Here is a 15,869-nt window from a genome sequence, read left to right on the forward strand (position 1 = left end):
CCTTAAAGCACTTGCCCCTTTTGGTCAAACAAATGAGTACTGATAAATGAGTTGATCAAAGCCCTAGCCTGAACTTTCAAGTTCCCTTATCCTTTCGCCCATTAGATTTCGTTAGCTTTTAATTTTTAGTAAGGAACAACATGTACAAACTGATTGCTCTTGATATGGATGGCACACTGCTCAACAGTGATAAAGTAATTTCTCAAGAGAACAAAGACGCGATTGCCAAAGCACGTGCTGCAGGTGTCAAAGTGGTTCTGGCTTCTGGTCGTCCTTTAGAAGGCATGCAGAGTAAGTTAGACGAGCTTTCAATCAACGGTGAAGATGACTTTGTGCTCTTCTACAACGGCTCTATGGTTCAAAACGTCGCTACAAAAGAACTCATTCATAGTGAAATTAGCAATGGTAAAGCCGCGAAAGAGATCGCAGCACTAGCTGAACAGCTTGGTGGTTATGTTCATGCATTCAGTAAGGTTCATGGCTTAATAACGCCCGAAAACAATGAGTACACGGCAATTGAAGCGCGTATTAACGGCTTAGAGATTACCGAGTTCGACTTTTCTCAACTAGAAGACGACCACGAAATTATCAAAACAATGATTGTCGCCGAACCAAGTAAGCTCACCGAAATCATCAACAAGTTGCCACAAGAGCTTAAGACCCAGTTTACTATCGTGCAAAGTGCACCATTCTTCTTAGAGTTCCTAAACCCTAATTCAAACAAGGGTGTCGGCATTGAAGCAATAGCTAAACATTTAGGCATTAAAGCGGAAGAAGTGATCTGCATGGGCGATGCTGAAAATGATCACCATATGCTTGAATACGCTGGCCTTGGCATTGCGATGGACAATGCAATGGAAGAAACCAAGAAGCTAGCCGACCACATTACAGCGAGCAACGACAAGCACGGTGTTGCAGTCGCAATTGAAAAGTTTATCTTCAACTCGTAAAGCTCAACAAGCTTTATTGAAGTTTACTTTTTGCTTGTTGCAGAAATGACAAAGGCTGTGCACTGCACAGCCTTTTGGGGATTTTAAGTTAGTCGGTTCGCCTACTCTCTTTTCCATGGCAGACGAAACGCCACGACGCCAAACAGTATCAAGATTGGGAAACGTAAGGTCTCAACAATAAATGAAGCGATGCCACTGAATGAGACAAAACTCCTGCCCAGCTAATCAGCAGGTTCCCCGCTAACAACATCGCCATCACTCCAAATACAATCTTGAATGAGAACTGACCGACCAAAGGTTTCGAGTCTGTTAACGTCACTAGGCATGCAATCGTCATCAAAATAGCGACCCAGAATGAGAATGTCGGCAGTGGCCATATCACCGTGAGAACGATGGAAAGTAAGCACAATGCCCACCAGACACCTTTAGAACTCAGTAAAGCACTAATATCAACATCAGGTTTCGTATCTAATCTCACGATGTGCCAAGTCGTTAACGCGCCCAATACGCCTCCCATTACCACATCACTAAAGAACGCACTGCCTGAGTAAGACTTAAATAGCATGATCCACAGTAGGCCAGCGAGCACTATCAAAATCGATTTTTGATCTAATAGGCGCTTTAGTTTCCAAAAGACTAACAAAGTTAAACTCACCCACAAGGCAGCCAGCAGACTTGGAAAGCTATACCCACTGCTCATCACCAGTTTCAACGTTGGCAAGTAAGCGTGTGGACGCGGAAAACCAAAGCCTTGGTGTGCGATTAAAGTAAGCAACGTCACCGAGATTAAAGTGAAGCCAAACTTCAATGAGAAATTACGCCCAAAATGCCAAGCAATTAGCGGCAATATCACGATGAAAACCCATGGCTTCGCTAACAAGTCTGTCAAAAGCACAGCATTCGCAAACATGCTTGGCATCTTATCGAACGCGTTTTGGAGCGACACAATCCAATTTAATTCAACTTGATGAACTTTGGGTGCCGCACCCACCAGCTCAGTCACATACGTCACCGGTTGGTCCGTCGCGGATAAAAACAGCTCGTTAATCTCAGACCATTGCTCTGGGTAACGGTATTGATTGGCTTGCAACTCCGTAGGTGGCAATAACATCGCGCGACTGACTTCCACACCATAATGAGGAGCAAACCAGATTGGTAGCTCAAAGCCACCTAACTCATTTCGAGCTTGGTAACTGATCACTTCAGAGTCAGAGACACAATCATACACAACGGCACTGTCGGTATATCCCAACACATCACCGACCGTCACGGACAAGCCCGCCTCTTCCCAAGTTTCTCGTTGCGCTGCGACCGCTGGCGGCTCACCAGAAACCACAGTGCCTCCCGGTAGAGACAATTGCCCCGTGATCAATTCATCAACCAATACGATTTGGTTATCAGCACGTACTACACACAAAGCGCCCGCGATATGATCGGGCAAAGTGTTGCTCGCCCAAGCGGAAGTAGTACTCAAAAGAGACAATATGAAAACTAATAAATATCGAATAACCAACGAATTTACCTAAAATAAGAGAAAAAGTTAAAGACTGCTCTAGTGTAATCAAACATGCACAAAATCGCTGTCTACGTTTTGTGCAAAGCCTTCCTCATCCATTGAATGTGAGGTGTGAACCCCATTTTTTGATAGAAGTCCTTGGCAGGCGAATTAAAGTCCCAAACCTCTACAAAGACTTGTTCAACCCCATAATCATCAAAAGTCGCTTCAACTTTGCCAAACAACTTTTCAGCAATCGATTCTTTTCGATAATCAGGCAAGACAAACAGTTCATCGACACTCCCCATCGGCACCGGTTTACTCACCGTTGAGATAAGCTCACAAAAATGTCCGGAGATAAAGCCAACAATGAGCTCACCTTTTAATGCCACATAAACCAAGCATTCTGGATCATCCAAGTAACGTGCAATGCTTTTTTCCTGCTCAATCTCTTCTGCCGTTTTAAAGTGCTCTGGGCTAGCAAGGTGGTGATGATGGTGGAGATCGAACATTAACTCGTTAAGTTGTTCCAAATCCGTATGCTTTGCAGCCCTTAAGGTGACATTCATGACTATTGCGCTTCTCAAACCAAATTAATATCTAAACTGAGTCTAGTTTACTTGGCGTGAGTATCTATACAAGTTATTGAATTAATTCATTGTTTGAAGTGCGTATTTTAGATACAAAAACGGCCACATTACGTGGCCATTCTGTTTGAATGATTTTGAATTAAACGAATGGCTAGGCTTTAGCTTTAGTTGTAGCTTTAGTTGTAGCTTTAGCTTTAGCTTTATGCACCGTTGTCCTCTTTCTCTTCTTTGAGTTCAGCAAGCTGTTGTTCTAGTTCAATAAGCTTAATTTCAGCCTCTACTTCAGCAACTCGCTTTTCTGCATCGGTGCGATTGTCTTGCGCTAGACCATCCGCAGTGACTTGGGTTCGTTGTGCGTTTCTCGCATCATCCGTATCTTTCATTGAACCAGCAACACCACCGGTCACACCACCTAATGCAGCGCCCTTAACCGCTAAGCTCGCGTCTCCGGTCAGCGCTCCAGCCGTCGCTCCTAATAAAGCACCACCAATAGCACCACGATTACGCGCTGCGTTTTCATTTTCGTTATCCATTGCTGGTGATGCGCAACCAGAAAGAGTCACAATCAGTGTCGCTAAAAGAAAAGGTTTAGTGAATTTCATAAGAGTCTCGCTTAGTTCTTCGTTTGGAGTAGAGCCATCTTAAGCAGAACCGTGAATGAGATAAATAAAGCCACGTTTAGACAATACATCATGTTCAGTTATGTATCATTCAACCATCGCATAAGTGCTTATTGATATATATCTTTGAGCTCACTTTATCCTGACAAACAAAAAGGGCGACCAATAAGGTCGCCTCAATCGATCTTTCTCTATAATTCTTCTCTTTCAGATGCCACTCTTAGCCTTTGGACCAAAAGTTTTGCATATTTTCTGCGCTAGGTGGTGGCCTAACACCGCAATCTCGATAATGATTTTTATCGCCGATCCCCAGTATTTTGCCATTTTCGTCGTCAATCATTGCGGCAACTTTAACACCGTCTCCCACATGACGAGTTAACACGACAATTTCACCGGCTCTTTCAGACCTTATCGCACCTAAGATTTGATATTCGTAGCGACCTTTTCTTGAATTGACGATCATCTTCGAGTTAATTGGATCAGCATCATACCCGACACCAATATCAAACACGGCTTGATAGAGATCGACGCCAGTCTTGGATACACATTTAAATACCTTGGGATGGCTCAAAGGCTCTAACAACGCTCTACTCGCTTCATCCTTTGAAATACTGGCACTAGCAGCACCACTGACCAGTAAAGCAATCAACAAAAAGTAAGCTCGCATAAAAAGACCTCAATATGTGGGATTCATAATGAGGTCATAGTAAACGTAATGGATAAGCGGATGAATAAAGTAGAGTTTAGGTAAACCATCACGCTGGCTTATGTATAAATCAACAAGCCGAAAATGATACTTCCTAAACTACGACGTCTATTTACCTAGCTTTTCAGCAATTTCAGTTAAGCTGGTAGGGTCGTCAATCGTCGAAGGCACCACATATTGCTCACCTTCTGCGATCTGTCGGATAGTTCTGCGTAAGATCTTACCTGAACGTGTCTTAGGTAACCTCTCAACAACCAAGGCTTGCTTAAAACAGGCGACCGCGCCAATCTCATTGCGAACCTTGCCAACCAACTCCGCTTGCAACTCAATGCCATCGACTTTTACGCCATCTTTCAGCACAACTAAACCAAGAGGTAGCTGCCCTTTTAAGTCATCGTGAATACCGACTACCGCACATTCTGCAATGGCTGGGTGACCACCCACTATCTCTTCCATTTCTCCGGTCGACAGACGGTGTCCCGCTACGTTTATCACATCGTCGATACGACCCATGATAAATAGATACCCATCTTCATCAAGATAGCCACCATCCCCAGAAACATAATAGCCCGGGAACTGACTCAAATAGCCGGATTCAAACCGATCATGATTGCGCCATACCGTAGGTAAGCAACCAGGCGGTAATGGTCGTTTAAGTGCCACAAACCCTTGTTGATTCGTTTGTGCGATTTCACCCAATTCATTGAGGATCTCCACTTGGTAACCGGGTACTGGCTTGGTTGAAGAACCCGCTTTTACAGGCAAAGATTCAAGCCCTGTTGGATTGGCAGAAATAGCCCAACCCGTTTCGGTTTGCCACCAGTGGTCGATAACCGGTTTATTGGTATGAGATTCAACCCAATCCAATGTTGGCGGGTCCAAACGCTCTCCCGCCATAAAAATCGACTTGAGCGATGATAAGTCATACTTGGTGAGCAACTCACCTTCAGGATCTTCTTTCTTGATTGCTCTAAACGCTGTTGGGGCAGAAAACAGCACATCAACATTGTATTCTTCACAAACACGCCAGAATGCGCCTGGATCGGGTGTTCTTACCGGCTTGCCTTCAAACAGAATAGAGGTGCAACCGTGAATCAGTGGCGCATACACAATATAGGAATGCCCCACGACCCAACCGACATCAGAAGCTGCCCAAAACACACCATCTTGCGGCATATCGTAGATAGTGCTCATCGAGTATTTCATCGCTACCGCGTGACCACCATTATCACGCACTACGCCTTTTGGCTTACCCGTCGTCCCTGATGTATACAATATGTATAGTGGATCAGTAGCTAGAACAGGCACACATACATGAGGTAATGCATCGCTAACCGCTTGTTGCCAAAGTACATCACGTTCATTGTTCAATTCGGCTAGAGACTGCTCTCTTTGGAATACCACGACTTTTTCTGGTTTCCAACGGCTGTCCATGATCGCTCTGTCAACCATTGGCTTATATGGTAGAACCTTGTTTATCTCGACTCCACAAGACGCTGTAATCAACACCTTCGGCTCGGCATCTTCAATTCGAACGGCAAGCTCATGAGGAGCAAACCCACCAAACACCACGGAGTGAACCGCGCCTAGTCGTGCACAGGCTAGCATTGCCATGGCAGCTTCAGGAATCATTGGCATATAAATCACCACACGGTCGCCTTTGGTAACACCTTGCGTTGCTAACATCCCCGCGACTTTTGCCACTTGGTCACGCAGTTGTTTGTAAGTGTATGAGGATTGATTTCCTGTAACTGGAGAATCGTAAATCAGCGCGGTATTGTCACCTCGCCCATTTTCACAATGATAATCAAGCGCCAACCAGCACGTATTCATTACCCCATCAGGAAACCAGCGCTCAATACCGTTATCGTCAGTTTGTAATATCGTTTTTGGTGGTTCAAACCAATCTATTGCTTGTGATTGTGTTTCCCAAAACGAATTAGGGTCTTCCCTAGCCCATTGGTACTCGGTGATATAGTCTGTTTTTCTGTTCATTTGATTCGTAGCAGACATAGTGCCTCCTCCATGCTTTATCCATTTGTCCAAGCGACTAGCTTTTAGCAGTGTCACTTGGGTGCACTCTTTTCTCAGCGTTGTGTTCGTGAATATTTAACCGTTCACGACAATCGCTTTACTTAGGAAAAGGCACACGGATGGCACCTTCCATGATCACTCGGGCACTACGACTCATAATCGCCCTCTCAACTTTCCACCCACTTTCGGTCTGCAACGCTTTCGCACCTACCTTTAAGGTTCCTGACGGGTGGCCAAAGGTCACCGATTCACGTTGGCCTTCACCAGCAGCCAAATTAACAAGAGTTCCAGGAACACTTGCAGCAGAAGCAATCGCAACCGCAGCCGTTCCCATCATGGCGTGATGAAGTTGTCCCATAGACAAAGCACGCACCAGAAGGTCGGTATCTTCGGCAGCAACCGATTTACCACTAGAGGCTTGGTACGCTTGAGGCTTAGCAACAAACGCGACTTTAGGTGTATGTTGACGTGATTCAGCTTGTTCTAAAGAATCAATAAGACCCATCGCTACTGCACCATGTGCTCGTATGGATTCAAACAGAGCCAAAGCTTTGACATCACTATTGATATCAGATTGAAGCTCTGTACCTTGATAACCCACCGATTCAGCATCAACAAAAATGGTTGGTATCCCTGCATTGATATATGTTGCTTTGATGCAACCCAATTCGGGAACATCTAAAAAATCGACAACACTCCCTGTAGGGAACATCGAACCACTCGCATCGGCAGGGTCAAGAAAATCGACTTGGATCTCAGCGGCAGGAAAAGTCACACCATCAAGCTCAAAGTCACCTAACTCTTGGACTTCACCATTGGTGATAGGCACATGAACAATAATGGTTTTCTGGATATTCACTTGCCATACTCGCACCTCAACAACACCGTTTTCAGGGATACGAGTCAAGTCAACCAAGCCACTATGAATAGCGAACGGACCGACCGCTGCAGACAAGTTCCCACAGTTACCACTCCAATCCACAAACGGCTTATCTATCGCCACTTGGCCGAATAGGTAATCAACATCGTGATCGGCTTTACTGCTTTTCGAAACAATCACGGTTTTACTGGTACTCGATGTTGCACCACCCATACCATCGGTTTGTTTACCATAAGTGTCTGGACTGCCAATCACTCTCAACAACAATGTATCTCTCGCTTCTCCAGCAACTTGCGCTGATTGAGGTAAATCACTTAGATTGAAGAAAACCCCTTTGCTCGTGCCTCCTCGCATATAAGTTGCAGGCACTTTGATCTGTTTGTTTGTCATATCAAGCTCCTACTGTGCAAGAAAGTCTTTGGCAAAACGCTGCAATACACCACCAGCGCTGTACACGTTCACTTCGTCTGCAGTGTCTAGTCGACAGGTCACGGGAACATCAAGCTTTTCACCGTTTTTACGAGTAATGACTAGAGCCAAATCAGAACCTGCTTGGATGTCACCATAAACGTCGTAAAGCTCGGTACCGTCCAATTCTAAGGTGTTGCGATTGGTCCCCGCTTTGAATTGCAGAGGCAGTACGCCCATGCCAACCAAGTTGGTTCTGTGAATTCGCTCAAACCCTTCTGCCACAATTACTTCAACACCCGCTAAGCGCACACCTTTGGCTGCCCAGTCACGTGATGAACCTTGGCCATAATCGGCCCCCGCCACGACAATCAAAGGCTGTTTACGGTTCATGTAGGTTTCTATCGCTTCCCACATTCGCGTAACTTGACCTTCGGGTTCAACCCTTGCTAATGAACCTTGCACGACTTCTCCAGCGTCCCTCACCATTTCGTTAAACAGCTTAGGGTTGGCGAATGTTGCTCGTTGCGCGGTTAAGTGATCACCTCGATGGGTCGCGTAAGAGTTAAAGTCCTCTTCCGGAACTTCCATTTTGGTGAGGTATTCCCCCGCAGCACTCGAAGCGAGAATCGCATTTGAAGGTGATAGATGATCCGTGGTGATGTTGTCACCCAGAATCGCTAAAGGTCTCATCCCTGAAAGGCTTCGCTCTCCCGCAAGAGCACCTTCCCAATAAGGTGGTCTGCGTATATAGGTACTTTGAGGTCGCCAATCATAAAGCGGCTCACTAGTAACTTGTTCCTCGTCTGGCTGGAACATCTTGATGTAGGTTTGTTGGAATTGCTGAGGCTTAACATGCTCACCGACAACCGCATCAATTTCTGCATCACTTGGCCACAAATCACTTAAATAGATTGGTTGGCCGTTATTGTCTGTACCTAGACTGTCTTTCTCGATATCAAAGCGAATCGTACCCGCTAAGGCATAAGCAACAACCAATGGCGGTGACGCTAAAAACGCTTGTTTGGCATAAGGATGGATTCGACCATCGAAATTTCGGTTCCCAGATAACACAGCGGTTGAATACAGATCGCGGTCTATGATCTCTTGTTGGATTTTAGGATCCAACGCCCCACTCATTCCGTTACAGGTAGTGCACGCATAGCCGACGATACCGAAGCCTAATTGTTCAAGTTCAGGAAGCAAACCTGCCGACTCAAGGTAGAGCTTGGCAACTTTAGAACCTGGCGCAAATGACGTTTTCACCCACGGCTTTCGAACTAATCCAAGCTGATTGGCTTTCTTAGCGACTAAAGCAGCAGCGACGACATTTCTTGGATTACTGGTATTGGTACAAGAGGTAATGGCTGCGATGATCACAGCACCATCTGGCATTTGGTCGTCGGAATATTGTTCAGCGTGTTGCTCTTTCCAAGATGCTTGACTGATCCCTTGCTTGGCAAGTTCGCTGGTTGGTAAACGGCGATGAGGATTGGATGGCCCTGCAAGGTTGCGTTCAACTTTAGACAAATCAAACTCAAGCACACGTTCGTATTGAGCGGACTCTAAGTCATCAGCCCAAAGCCCAGTTTGCTTGGCGTAACGCTCTACCAATTCAACCTGTTCAGGCTCTCGCCCTGTAAGCTTGAGATATTGAATGGTCTGTTCATCGATATAGAACATACCCGCAGTCGCGCCATATTCTGGAGTCATGTTTGATATTGTTGCGCGGTCACCAATGGTCAGTGCACGTGCGCCTTCACCAAAGAATTCCAAGTAGCTTGAGACAACCCTTTCATTACGAAGAAACTCAGTAATCGCAAGCACAATATCCGTTGCGGTTATCCCTTCTTGTCGTTGCCCCGTCAGTTTAACGCCCACGATGTCTGGCAAACGCATCATAGACGGACGACCGAGCATCACCGTCTCAGCTTCCAAACCACCTACACCTATTGCAATAACACCCAGAGCATCAACATGAGGAGTATGACTGTCAGTGCCGACACAGGTATCAGGAAACGCGATGCCTTCTTTAGATTGAATCACTGGAGACATTTTCTCCAAGTTAATCTGGTGCATAATTCCATTACCCGCAGGAATCACACTCACGTTTTTAAACGCGGTTTTACACCATTCAATAAAATGAAAACGGTCTTCGTTTCTGCGCTCTTCAATCGCACGGTTTTTATCAAAGGCTTCACTATCAAAGCCTGCATGTTCCACGGCTAAAGAGTGATCAACAATCAGTTGGGTTTCGACAACGGGGTTCACCTTGGCAGGGTCTCCGCCTTGGTCGGCAATCGCGTCTCTTAATCCAGCCAAATCTACTAGGGCTGTTTGACCAAGAATGTCATGACACACCACACGCGCAGGATACCAAGGGAAATCAAGGTCACTCTTGCGTTCAATGATCTGTTTTAAGCTGTCTTCAAGGGTTTCAGGATCACAGCGTCTTACTAATTGCTCTGCCAATACTCTCGACGTATAAGGCAAGGTTTTATAACTGCCCGGAGATATCGCTTCTACCGCTTCGCAAGCATCGTAATACTCTAAATGCGTACCGGATAAAAGTTTTCGGTACTGATTTTTATCAAGGTACTGAGCTTGTTCAAGTTTCACATCAGACATACATCCACCATTATCTGTTAAATTCTATTCGTTGGTTCTTGAGGCCTTGTCGTATGAAGACGGAAGTCACCTCAAGACATAAGTCGGCTCGATGTAGAGGACTAACGTAAATGGATTGGTAGCCAGTCTTGATGCTCAGGGCCGGTGTAGTCTGCACTTGGACGAATGATTCGATTGTTTTCTCTTTGTTCGAACACGTGGGCAGTCCAACCAGTAAGGCGACTCATCACGAAGATAGGAGTAAACAGTTTGGTTGGGATGTCCATGAAGTGATATGCCGATGCATGGAAAAAATCTGCGTTACAAAACAGCCCCTTCTCGCGCTTCATAACCGCTTCAACACGTTCTGAAACGGCGTAAAGCTGTTTATCACCTACCTCTTGAGCTAGCTCTTTTGACCAACGCTTGATTAGCGCATTTCGTGGGTCGCTTTCACGATAAATGGCATGACCGAAGCCCATGATTTTGTCTTTGTTAGCAAGCATCTGCATGATGTTAGTTTCTGCTTCATCGGCGGTTTTCCAATCTTGGATCATTTCCATCGCGGCTTCGTTTGCTCCGCCATGTAAAGGGCCTCGCAACGTACCAATCGCTGCGGTGACACACGAGTGAATATCCGACAACGTTGATGCACACACACGAGCCGCAAAGGTTGAAGCATTAAACTCATGTTCCGCGTAAAGGGTTAGCGAGCAGTGCATCACCTTCTTATGAAGTTCACTAGGTGTTTTATCCGTTAGCATTTTCAAGAAGTAGCCACCCAGACAGGCTTCACTTTGATCTTCAGTATCAATTCGCACGCCATCATGGCTAAAGCGGTACCAATAACAAATAATGGCAGGGAAAAGCGCGAGCATTCGTTCGGTCGCGAACAGTTGCTCAGAGAAGTCAGACTCTTGCTCTAGATTACCTAGCATTGAACAGCCCGTTCTCATCACATCCATTGGATGAGCGTCTGCTGGGATAAGCTCTAGTGCTGCTTTCAAAGGTTGAGGCAAGCCGCGCAGACCAACCAACAATATTTTGTAATCATCGAGCTCTTTTTCAGTGGGTAAGTGACCCCTTAGTAGCAGATGCGCCACTTCTTCGAACTGAGCGTGATTAGCAAGATCGGTAATATCATAACCACGGTAGGTTAAGCCGGTTCCTGACTGGCCTACGGTACATAGCGCCGTAGTTCCCGCACTCTGACCACGTAGACCAGCACCACCGATTGCAGGTGCGCTGGCTGTTTTTTCGCTTTGTTGTTGGTTTTCTGTTGAAGCCTTTTCGACAGCTGCTTTATCACTCAAAGATACAGACATGGTGAACTCCTTTTCTGTGTTAGCCGCCTGCACTCTTTGGTGCTGCCTGTTTATATGTCCGATGATCTTTATCATCGGTACTGGATATGGCGACTAACCATTTCACGTTATTGGATTAAGTTGATTTTTGATTAATTGAAACTGGTTTACCCTTCACTTGAAAACAACTGATCAAGCTTGTTTTCGTAGTCGTGGTAATTCAGGTGTTCGTAAAGCTCTTTACGGGTTTGCATTGAATCCAACAGAGCTTCTTGATTGCCTTCAACTAGCAAGTGCTTATAAACATTCTCTGCCGCTTTGTTCATCGCACGGAATGCACTCAATGGGTAAAGCACCATGTCGACACTTGATTGGGCTAACTCGTTACAGTTGTAGAGTGGCGTTTGGCCAAACTCAGTGATGTTCGCAAGAATAGGCACGTGCTTACCCGTTGCTGATTTCAACGCCGCCGAGAACTTCACGTATTGATCGAGCTGACTCATCGCTTCAGGGAAGATCATGTCTGCGCCCGCTTCAACACAAGCTATCGCTCGCTCAATCGCGCTATCAATACCTTCAACCGCCAATGCATCGGTACGCGCCATAATCACAAAGCTGTCATCGGTTCTAGAATCGGTTGCCGCTTTGACTCTATCGACCATCTCTTGCTGGCTTACAATCGCTTTATTTGGTCGATGACCACAACGTTTCTGAGCGACTTGGTCTTCCATGTGAATTGCAGCTGCGCCTGCCTTCTCCATCGCTCGAATGGTACGTGCGATATTGAATGCGCCACCAAATCCCGTATCGATATCCACCAGCAAAGGCAGATCACACGCATTGGTAATACGTTCAACATCCACCAACACATCGTTCAATGTGGTGATACCTAAATCAGGCAAACCGTAAGACGCATTGGCGATGCCTCCACCAGATAGGTAAATGGCTTGATGCCCCAAGTTCTTTGCCATCATCGCGCAATACGGATTCACCGTACCGACAATCTGCAATGGATCGTTGTCTTGCACAGCTTGTCGGAACTTAGCCCCTGCTGATAACTTCATAATGACGCTCCCTGTTAATTGTTTATTTCTAGCTAACCTTTAAGACTTACGGCTTTTGGTTATCGCCAGCACTGATCCGCTGACAGATTCCAATGGTCGCTTAATCAAGATCTTTGGATTGAATTTGTTGTTCTATAAGCAATCGACTGCCCGAGATGTGTCGTCGCATTAGCATTTCTGCTAGCTCTTCATCACGGTTGCGAATCGCTTGGAGGATGTATTTATGTTCATCAAGCGCCTCTTTTGGTCGAGACTGTGCTCTAGGCGATTGGTAGCGATACATGCGTAATAGGTGATAAAGCTCGTCACACAACAACGAAATGAGTTTGCTGTTACGACTCGCTTTAATAATGCGGTAATGAAAATCGAAATCCCCATGTTGATGAAAGTAAGAAGAACCCTCAACTTCATCGATGTGCTTTGAGTGTGTCGACAATAATCCTTCAAGCCCGATAAGCTCTTCTTGTGTGATATGTCGCGCTGCTAAGCGCGCCGCCATGCCTTCCAATGCCTCTCGCACCGCGTAAAGCTCTAGCAGTTTGTCTGCCGAAAAAGTAATAACTCGAGCGCCGACATGAGGAATTCGCTCAATTAGGCCAAGCCCTTCGATACGCATTATCGCTTCACGTAATGGTCCTCGACTTACCTCGAAGCGTTTAGCCAGTTCAGGCTCCGAGATCTTACTGCCCGGTGGTAATTCACCGTTAACAATCGCCTCAACGAGATACTCTGTCAGATTTTCCGACTTGGTGTTTTCTTTGTCGCTCACACGTGTTTTCGTGTTTGCACTTAAGGTGAGATCTTTTATCGCAGTATTCATATTCACGCAGCTCACTTCTGATTGCCGATCCTAACTGTCAACAATTTCATAACATGAACATAAAATACACGATCAAATTGTCGACAATCAAGAAGATTGTCGACAATTTAGACTAAGGTAGTACTTTTATTGAGCGGTAGAGAAGTAGTAAAACGAAGCCATAAAAGAAAATAAATAGATGTTATTCATTAAGTTAAATCGTGAGCAAGCTTCAAACCCTTACCCACCCCAAATTTGCTCGAAAACAATGTGTCGACAACTGACAGTCAACTTTTAGAGATAGTATTCATTTCTACTCATCAGCTCTTTAGACCAATAAAAAAGAAGCAATGATCGCCTCTCTTTATTATTCACAAGATTAACACTCTCAAAATTGGTTAATCACGAGACATCAACATAGTGCTTGCCAATAACGATATTCCTATTAGCACTACCCCTAAGTTACCAATCTCACCAGCAAGCCCTAATCCCCCACCAATTAAACAGTAATACAACAATCCTAGAACCGCCCCTGCTGTACCAGCTTGCTGTTTATAATTGACCAACGCCGTACTAAATATATTAGGACTTGCCATACCAAACCCTACAACCACAGCAGCCATACCTAAAAGAAACCAAAGGCTGTCTTGGTAAAAGTACACCTGAACAGCCCCAATAAAGCTGATTAACACCGCGATCTGAATGAGTCGTTGGGAACCCCATTCTTTTACTAGCAATCGTTTATTCATCGAGCTTCCTAAAACAGATGCTGCCGCTAATATCACGCCACTGTAACCAAATTCAATGGAACTTAAGCCAAACTGGCTGAACATAAATGGCGCTAAAGAATAATAGCTAAACATCATGACATTAAAGCAAGCCACAAGAATCGCACTTTTCCAAATATCTCTATCTTTTAGCATTACCGTGAAAATACCAATAAAGCTGACTGTTTTAGTATCAGCAGGTTTCGTTTCGGGTAAGGAAAAGGCCGATACGATCAGCAATATAAAAGCCATGACAAGCAATAAACTGAACACCACTAAGTGTCCAAAATATTCAGCAATCAATCCTCCTGACATTAAACCAACAACAGGGCTGATTGATACTGCAACAATTACTAGCGAAAACACTTTCCCTAGCTCTTTGCCTTCATAGCTATCTCGCAATATTGTTTGACCAATAACTGAACCTACCGCCGCCCCAAAAGCTGAAACAACCCGCGCAATCATGACCATATCAAATTGAGTTGCCGTTATGGCTAACAGGCAACCAACGCCATAAGTAAACAAACCACACAACATGGCTTTTTTGCGCCCAACAAGATCAGAAACTCGTCCCCAAAAAACAACACCCATAGCAAAAGCAATAAAGTAAATCGACAAGGTTTGACTTGCACTTGCCATTGATACACCAAAATAATCAACTAAGTGCGGCAATACTGGGCTGTAGATAGTTTCAACAATTTGGGGGAACATCAGCAAAACGATGATCAGTCCCATATGGGGTTTTTTATTCATATTATTCTCTTCTAAAACTGGAATAAGAGAAGTATATGGATTTCATTTATGTTCAAATACCAACAGTAGAACAACAAACATCAAAATAAGGACAAATCATGTTGATCGATGACAACACACCTTTTTATGTTGATGGAATGCCCTATCCCTTTGTCGGCATTGCCGCCCAAGTCGGCAGGCACGATTCTGGTATGCATACACACAACCGTGCACAATTGTTATTTGCACCACATGGTTGCATCAGTATTACCCTCGACGGAATGCATTGTGTGTTGCCGCCCACCAAAGTTGCCTGGATACCCGCGGGAATTGAGCATTGTGCAACCATGACCAATGTCGTGGCCTATCGCTCGCTTTATTTTGATCCTCATCGTATTAAAAACTTGCCTGAAGAGTTAAGTATTCTTAACGTCACACCACTACTAAAGGAGTTGATCGAACGAATGGCTTTTTGGGATTGGGATAAACCTAGTGAAGAGCAACACAACACATTGGCGTTGTGTTGCGAGGAACTTTCTTACGCAGAAAGGAACGAGCTAACGCTACCTTTACCCAAAGATAAACGATTAGCGTTGTGGTTAGAAAAAGTAAAACTAGGAACACAGTTACCTCAACCACTCAATGAAATGGCCAAGCATATTGGAGCAAGCAGCAAGACCGTTAGCCGATTATTCATCAAAGAAACGGGGATGCCTTACCAAGCTTGGCGTCAACAATGGAGGCTGTTAAGTGCCATTGAGCAATTGTCAGAAAAAAAGAGTGTCTCTGTGGTTGCCCACGAGTTAGAGTTCTCCAGTGACAGTGCGTTTATTCATTTCTTTAAGCAACACACCGGAGAAACCCCAACTCATTACATGAAGTGAGGTCAACAGCCATTCATGCTTTCTGGCAA

The 15,869-nt window shown here is 45.1% G+C and carries 12 protein-coding genes and 1 pseudogene; 2 read left to right on the plus strand and 11 right to left on the minus strand.

Features of this window, described 5'->3' with window-relative positions; translation table 11 throughout:
* Window positions 1-140: 140 nt before the first annotated feature.
* Complete coding sequence (locus tag AC3CH4_RS08405) at window positions 141-950, plus strand: Cof-type HAD-IIB family hydrolase (protein WP_488542801.1); 810 nt, start codon at window positions 141-143, stop codon at window positions 948-950.
* A 101-nt stretch (window positions 951-1,051) separates the two neighbouring features.
* Here the strand turns inward: AC3CH4_RS08405 and AC3CH4_RS08410 are convergent.
* The 11 genes and pseudogenes from AC3CH4_RS08410 to AC3CH4_RS08460 form a co-directional block, all read right to left on the minus strand.
* Window positions 1,052-2,463, minus strand: a pseudogene (locus AC3CH4_RS08410) (NUDIX domain-containing protein).
* A gap of 71 nt (window positions 2,464-2,534) precedes the next feature.
* Window positions 2,535-3,014: a GNAT family N-acetyltransferase gene (locus AC3CH4_RS08415; protein ID WP_488542802.1), complete on the minus strand. Its 480-nt coding sequence runs from the start codon at window positions 3,012-3,014 to the stop codon at window positions 2,535-2,537.
* Window positions 3,015-3,235: 221 nt separating this feature from the next.
* The gene (locus AC3CH4_RS08420; protein ID WP_488542803.1) at window positions 3,236-3,637 is read right to left on the minus strand and encodes a YMGG-like glycine zipper-containing protein; all 402 of its coding nucleotides are present in this window, start codon (window positions 3,635-3,637) and stop codon (window positions 3,236-3,238) included.
* A 238-nt stretch (window positions 3,638-3,875) separates the two neighbouring features.
* Window positions 3,876-4,322, minus strand: a complete 447-nt coding sequence (locus tag AC3CH4_RS08425; RefSeq protein ID WP_488542804.1) for a hypothetical protein — start codon at window positions 4,320-4,322, stop codon at window positions 3,876-3,878.
* A 147-nt stretch (window positions 4,323-4,469) separates the two neighbouring features.
* Window positions 4,470-6,374 (minus strand): propionyl-CoA synthetase, encoded by a 1,905-nt coding sequence (locus tag AC3CH4_RS08430; protein WP_488542805.1) that lies wholly within the window; start codon window positions 6,372-6,374, stop codon window positions 4,470-4,472.
* A gap of 118 nt (window positions 6,375-6,492) precedes the next feature.
* Complete coding sequence (gene prpF / locus AC3CH4_RS08435) at window positions 6,493-7,665, minus strand: 2-methylaconitate cis-trans isomerase PrpF (protein ID WP_488542806.1); 1,173 nt, start codon at window positions 7,663-7,665, stop codon at window positions 6,493-6,495.
* Between the two features lie 9 nt (window positions 7,666-7,674).
* Window positions 7,675-10,311, minus strand: a complete 2,637-nt coding sequence (acnD, locus tag AC3CH4_RS08440) for a Fe/S-dependent 2-methylisocitrate dehydratase AcnD (RefSeq protein WP_488542807.1) — start codon at window positions 10,309-10,311, stop codon at window positions 7,675-7,677.
* Between the two features lie 101 nt (window positions 10,312-10,412).
* The gene (prpC, locus tag AC3CH4_RS08445) at window positions 10,413-11,615 is read right to left on the minus strand and encodes a bifunctional 2-methylcitrate synthase/citrate synthase (protein WP_488542808.1); all 1,203 of its coding nucleotides are present in this window, start codon (window positions 11,613-11,615) and stop codon (window positions 10,413-10,415) included.
* A 146-nt stretch (window positions 11,616-11,761) separates the two neighbouring features.
* Entirely contained in the window at window positions 11,762-12,658 is an 897-nt protein-coding gene (gene prpB / locus AC3CH4_RS08450; protein ID WP_488542809.1) for a methylisocitrate lyase, read from the minus strand.
* Between the two features lie 100 nt (window positions 12,659-12,758).
* Window positions 12,759-13,478, minus strand: a complete 720-nt coding sequence (locus AC3CH4_RS08455) for a GntR family transcriptional regulator (RefSeq protein ID WP_054547688.1) — start codon at window positions 13,476-13,478, stop codon at window positions 12,759-12,761.
* Between the two features lie 377 nt (window positions 13,479-13,855).
* Entirely contained in the window at window positions 13,856-14,977 is a 1,122-nt protein-coding gene (locus AC3CH4_RS08460) for a multidrug effflux MFS transporter (protein ID WP_488542810.1), read from the minus strand.
* 98 nt (window positions 14,978-15,075) lie between these two features.
* On the opposite strand from AC3CH4_RS08460, the gene AC3CH4_RS08465 reads away from it, so the two are divergent.
* Window positions 15,076-15,840: an AraC family transcriptional regulator gene (locus AC3CH4_RS08465; RefSeq protein ID WP_171308695.1), complete on the plus strand. Its 765-nt coding sequence runs from the start codon at window positions 15,076-15,078 to the stop codon at window positions 15,838-15,840.
* Window positions 15,841-15,869 lie beyond the last annotated feature (29 nt).

The sequence above is a fragment of the Vibrio sp. QJM3NY_26 genome (assembly GCF_057786005.1).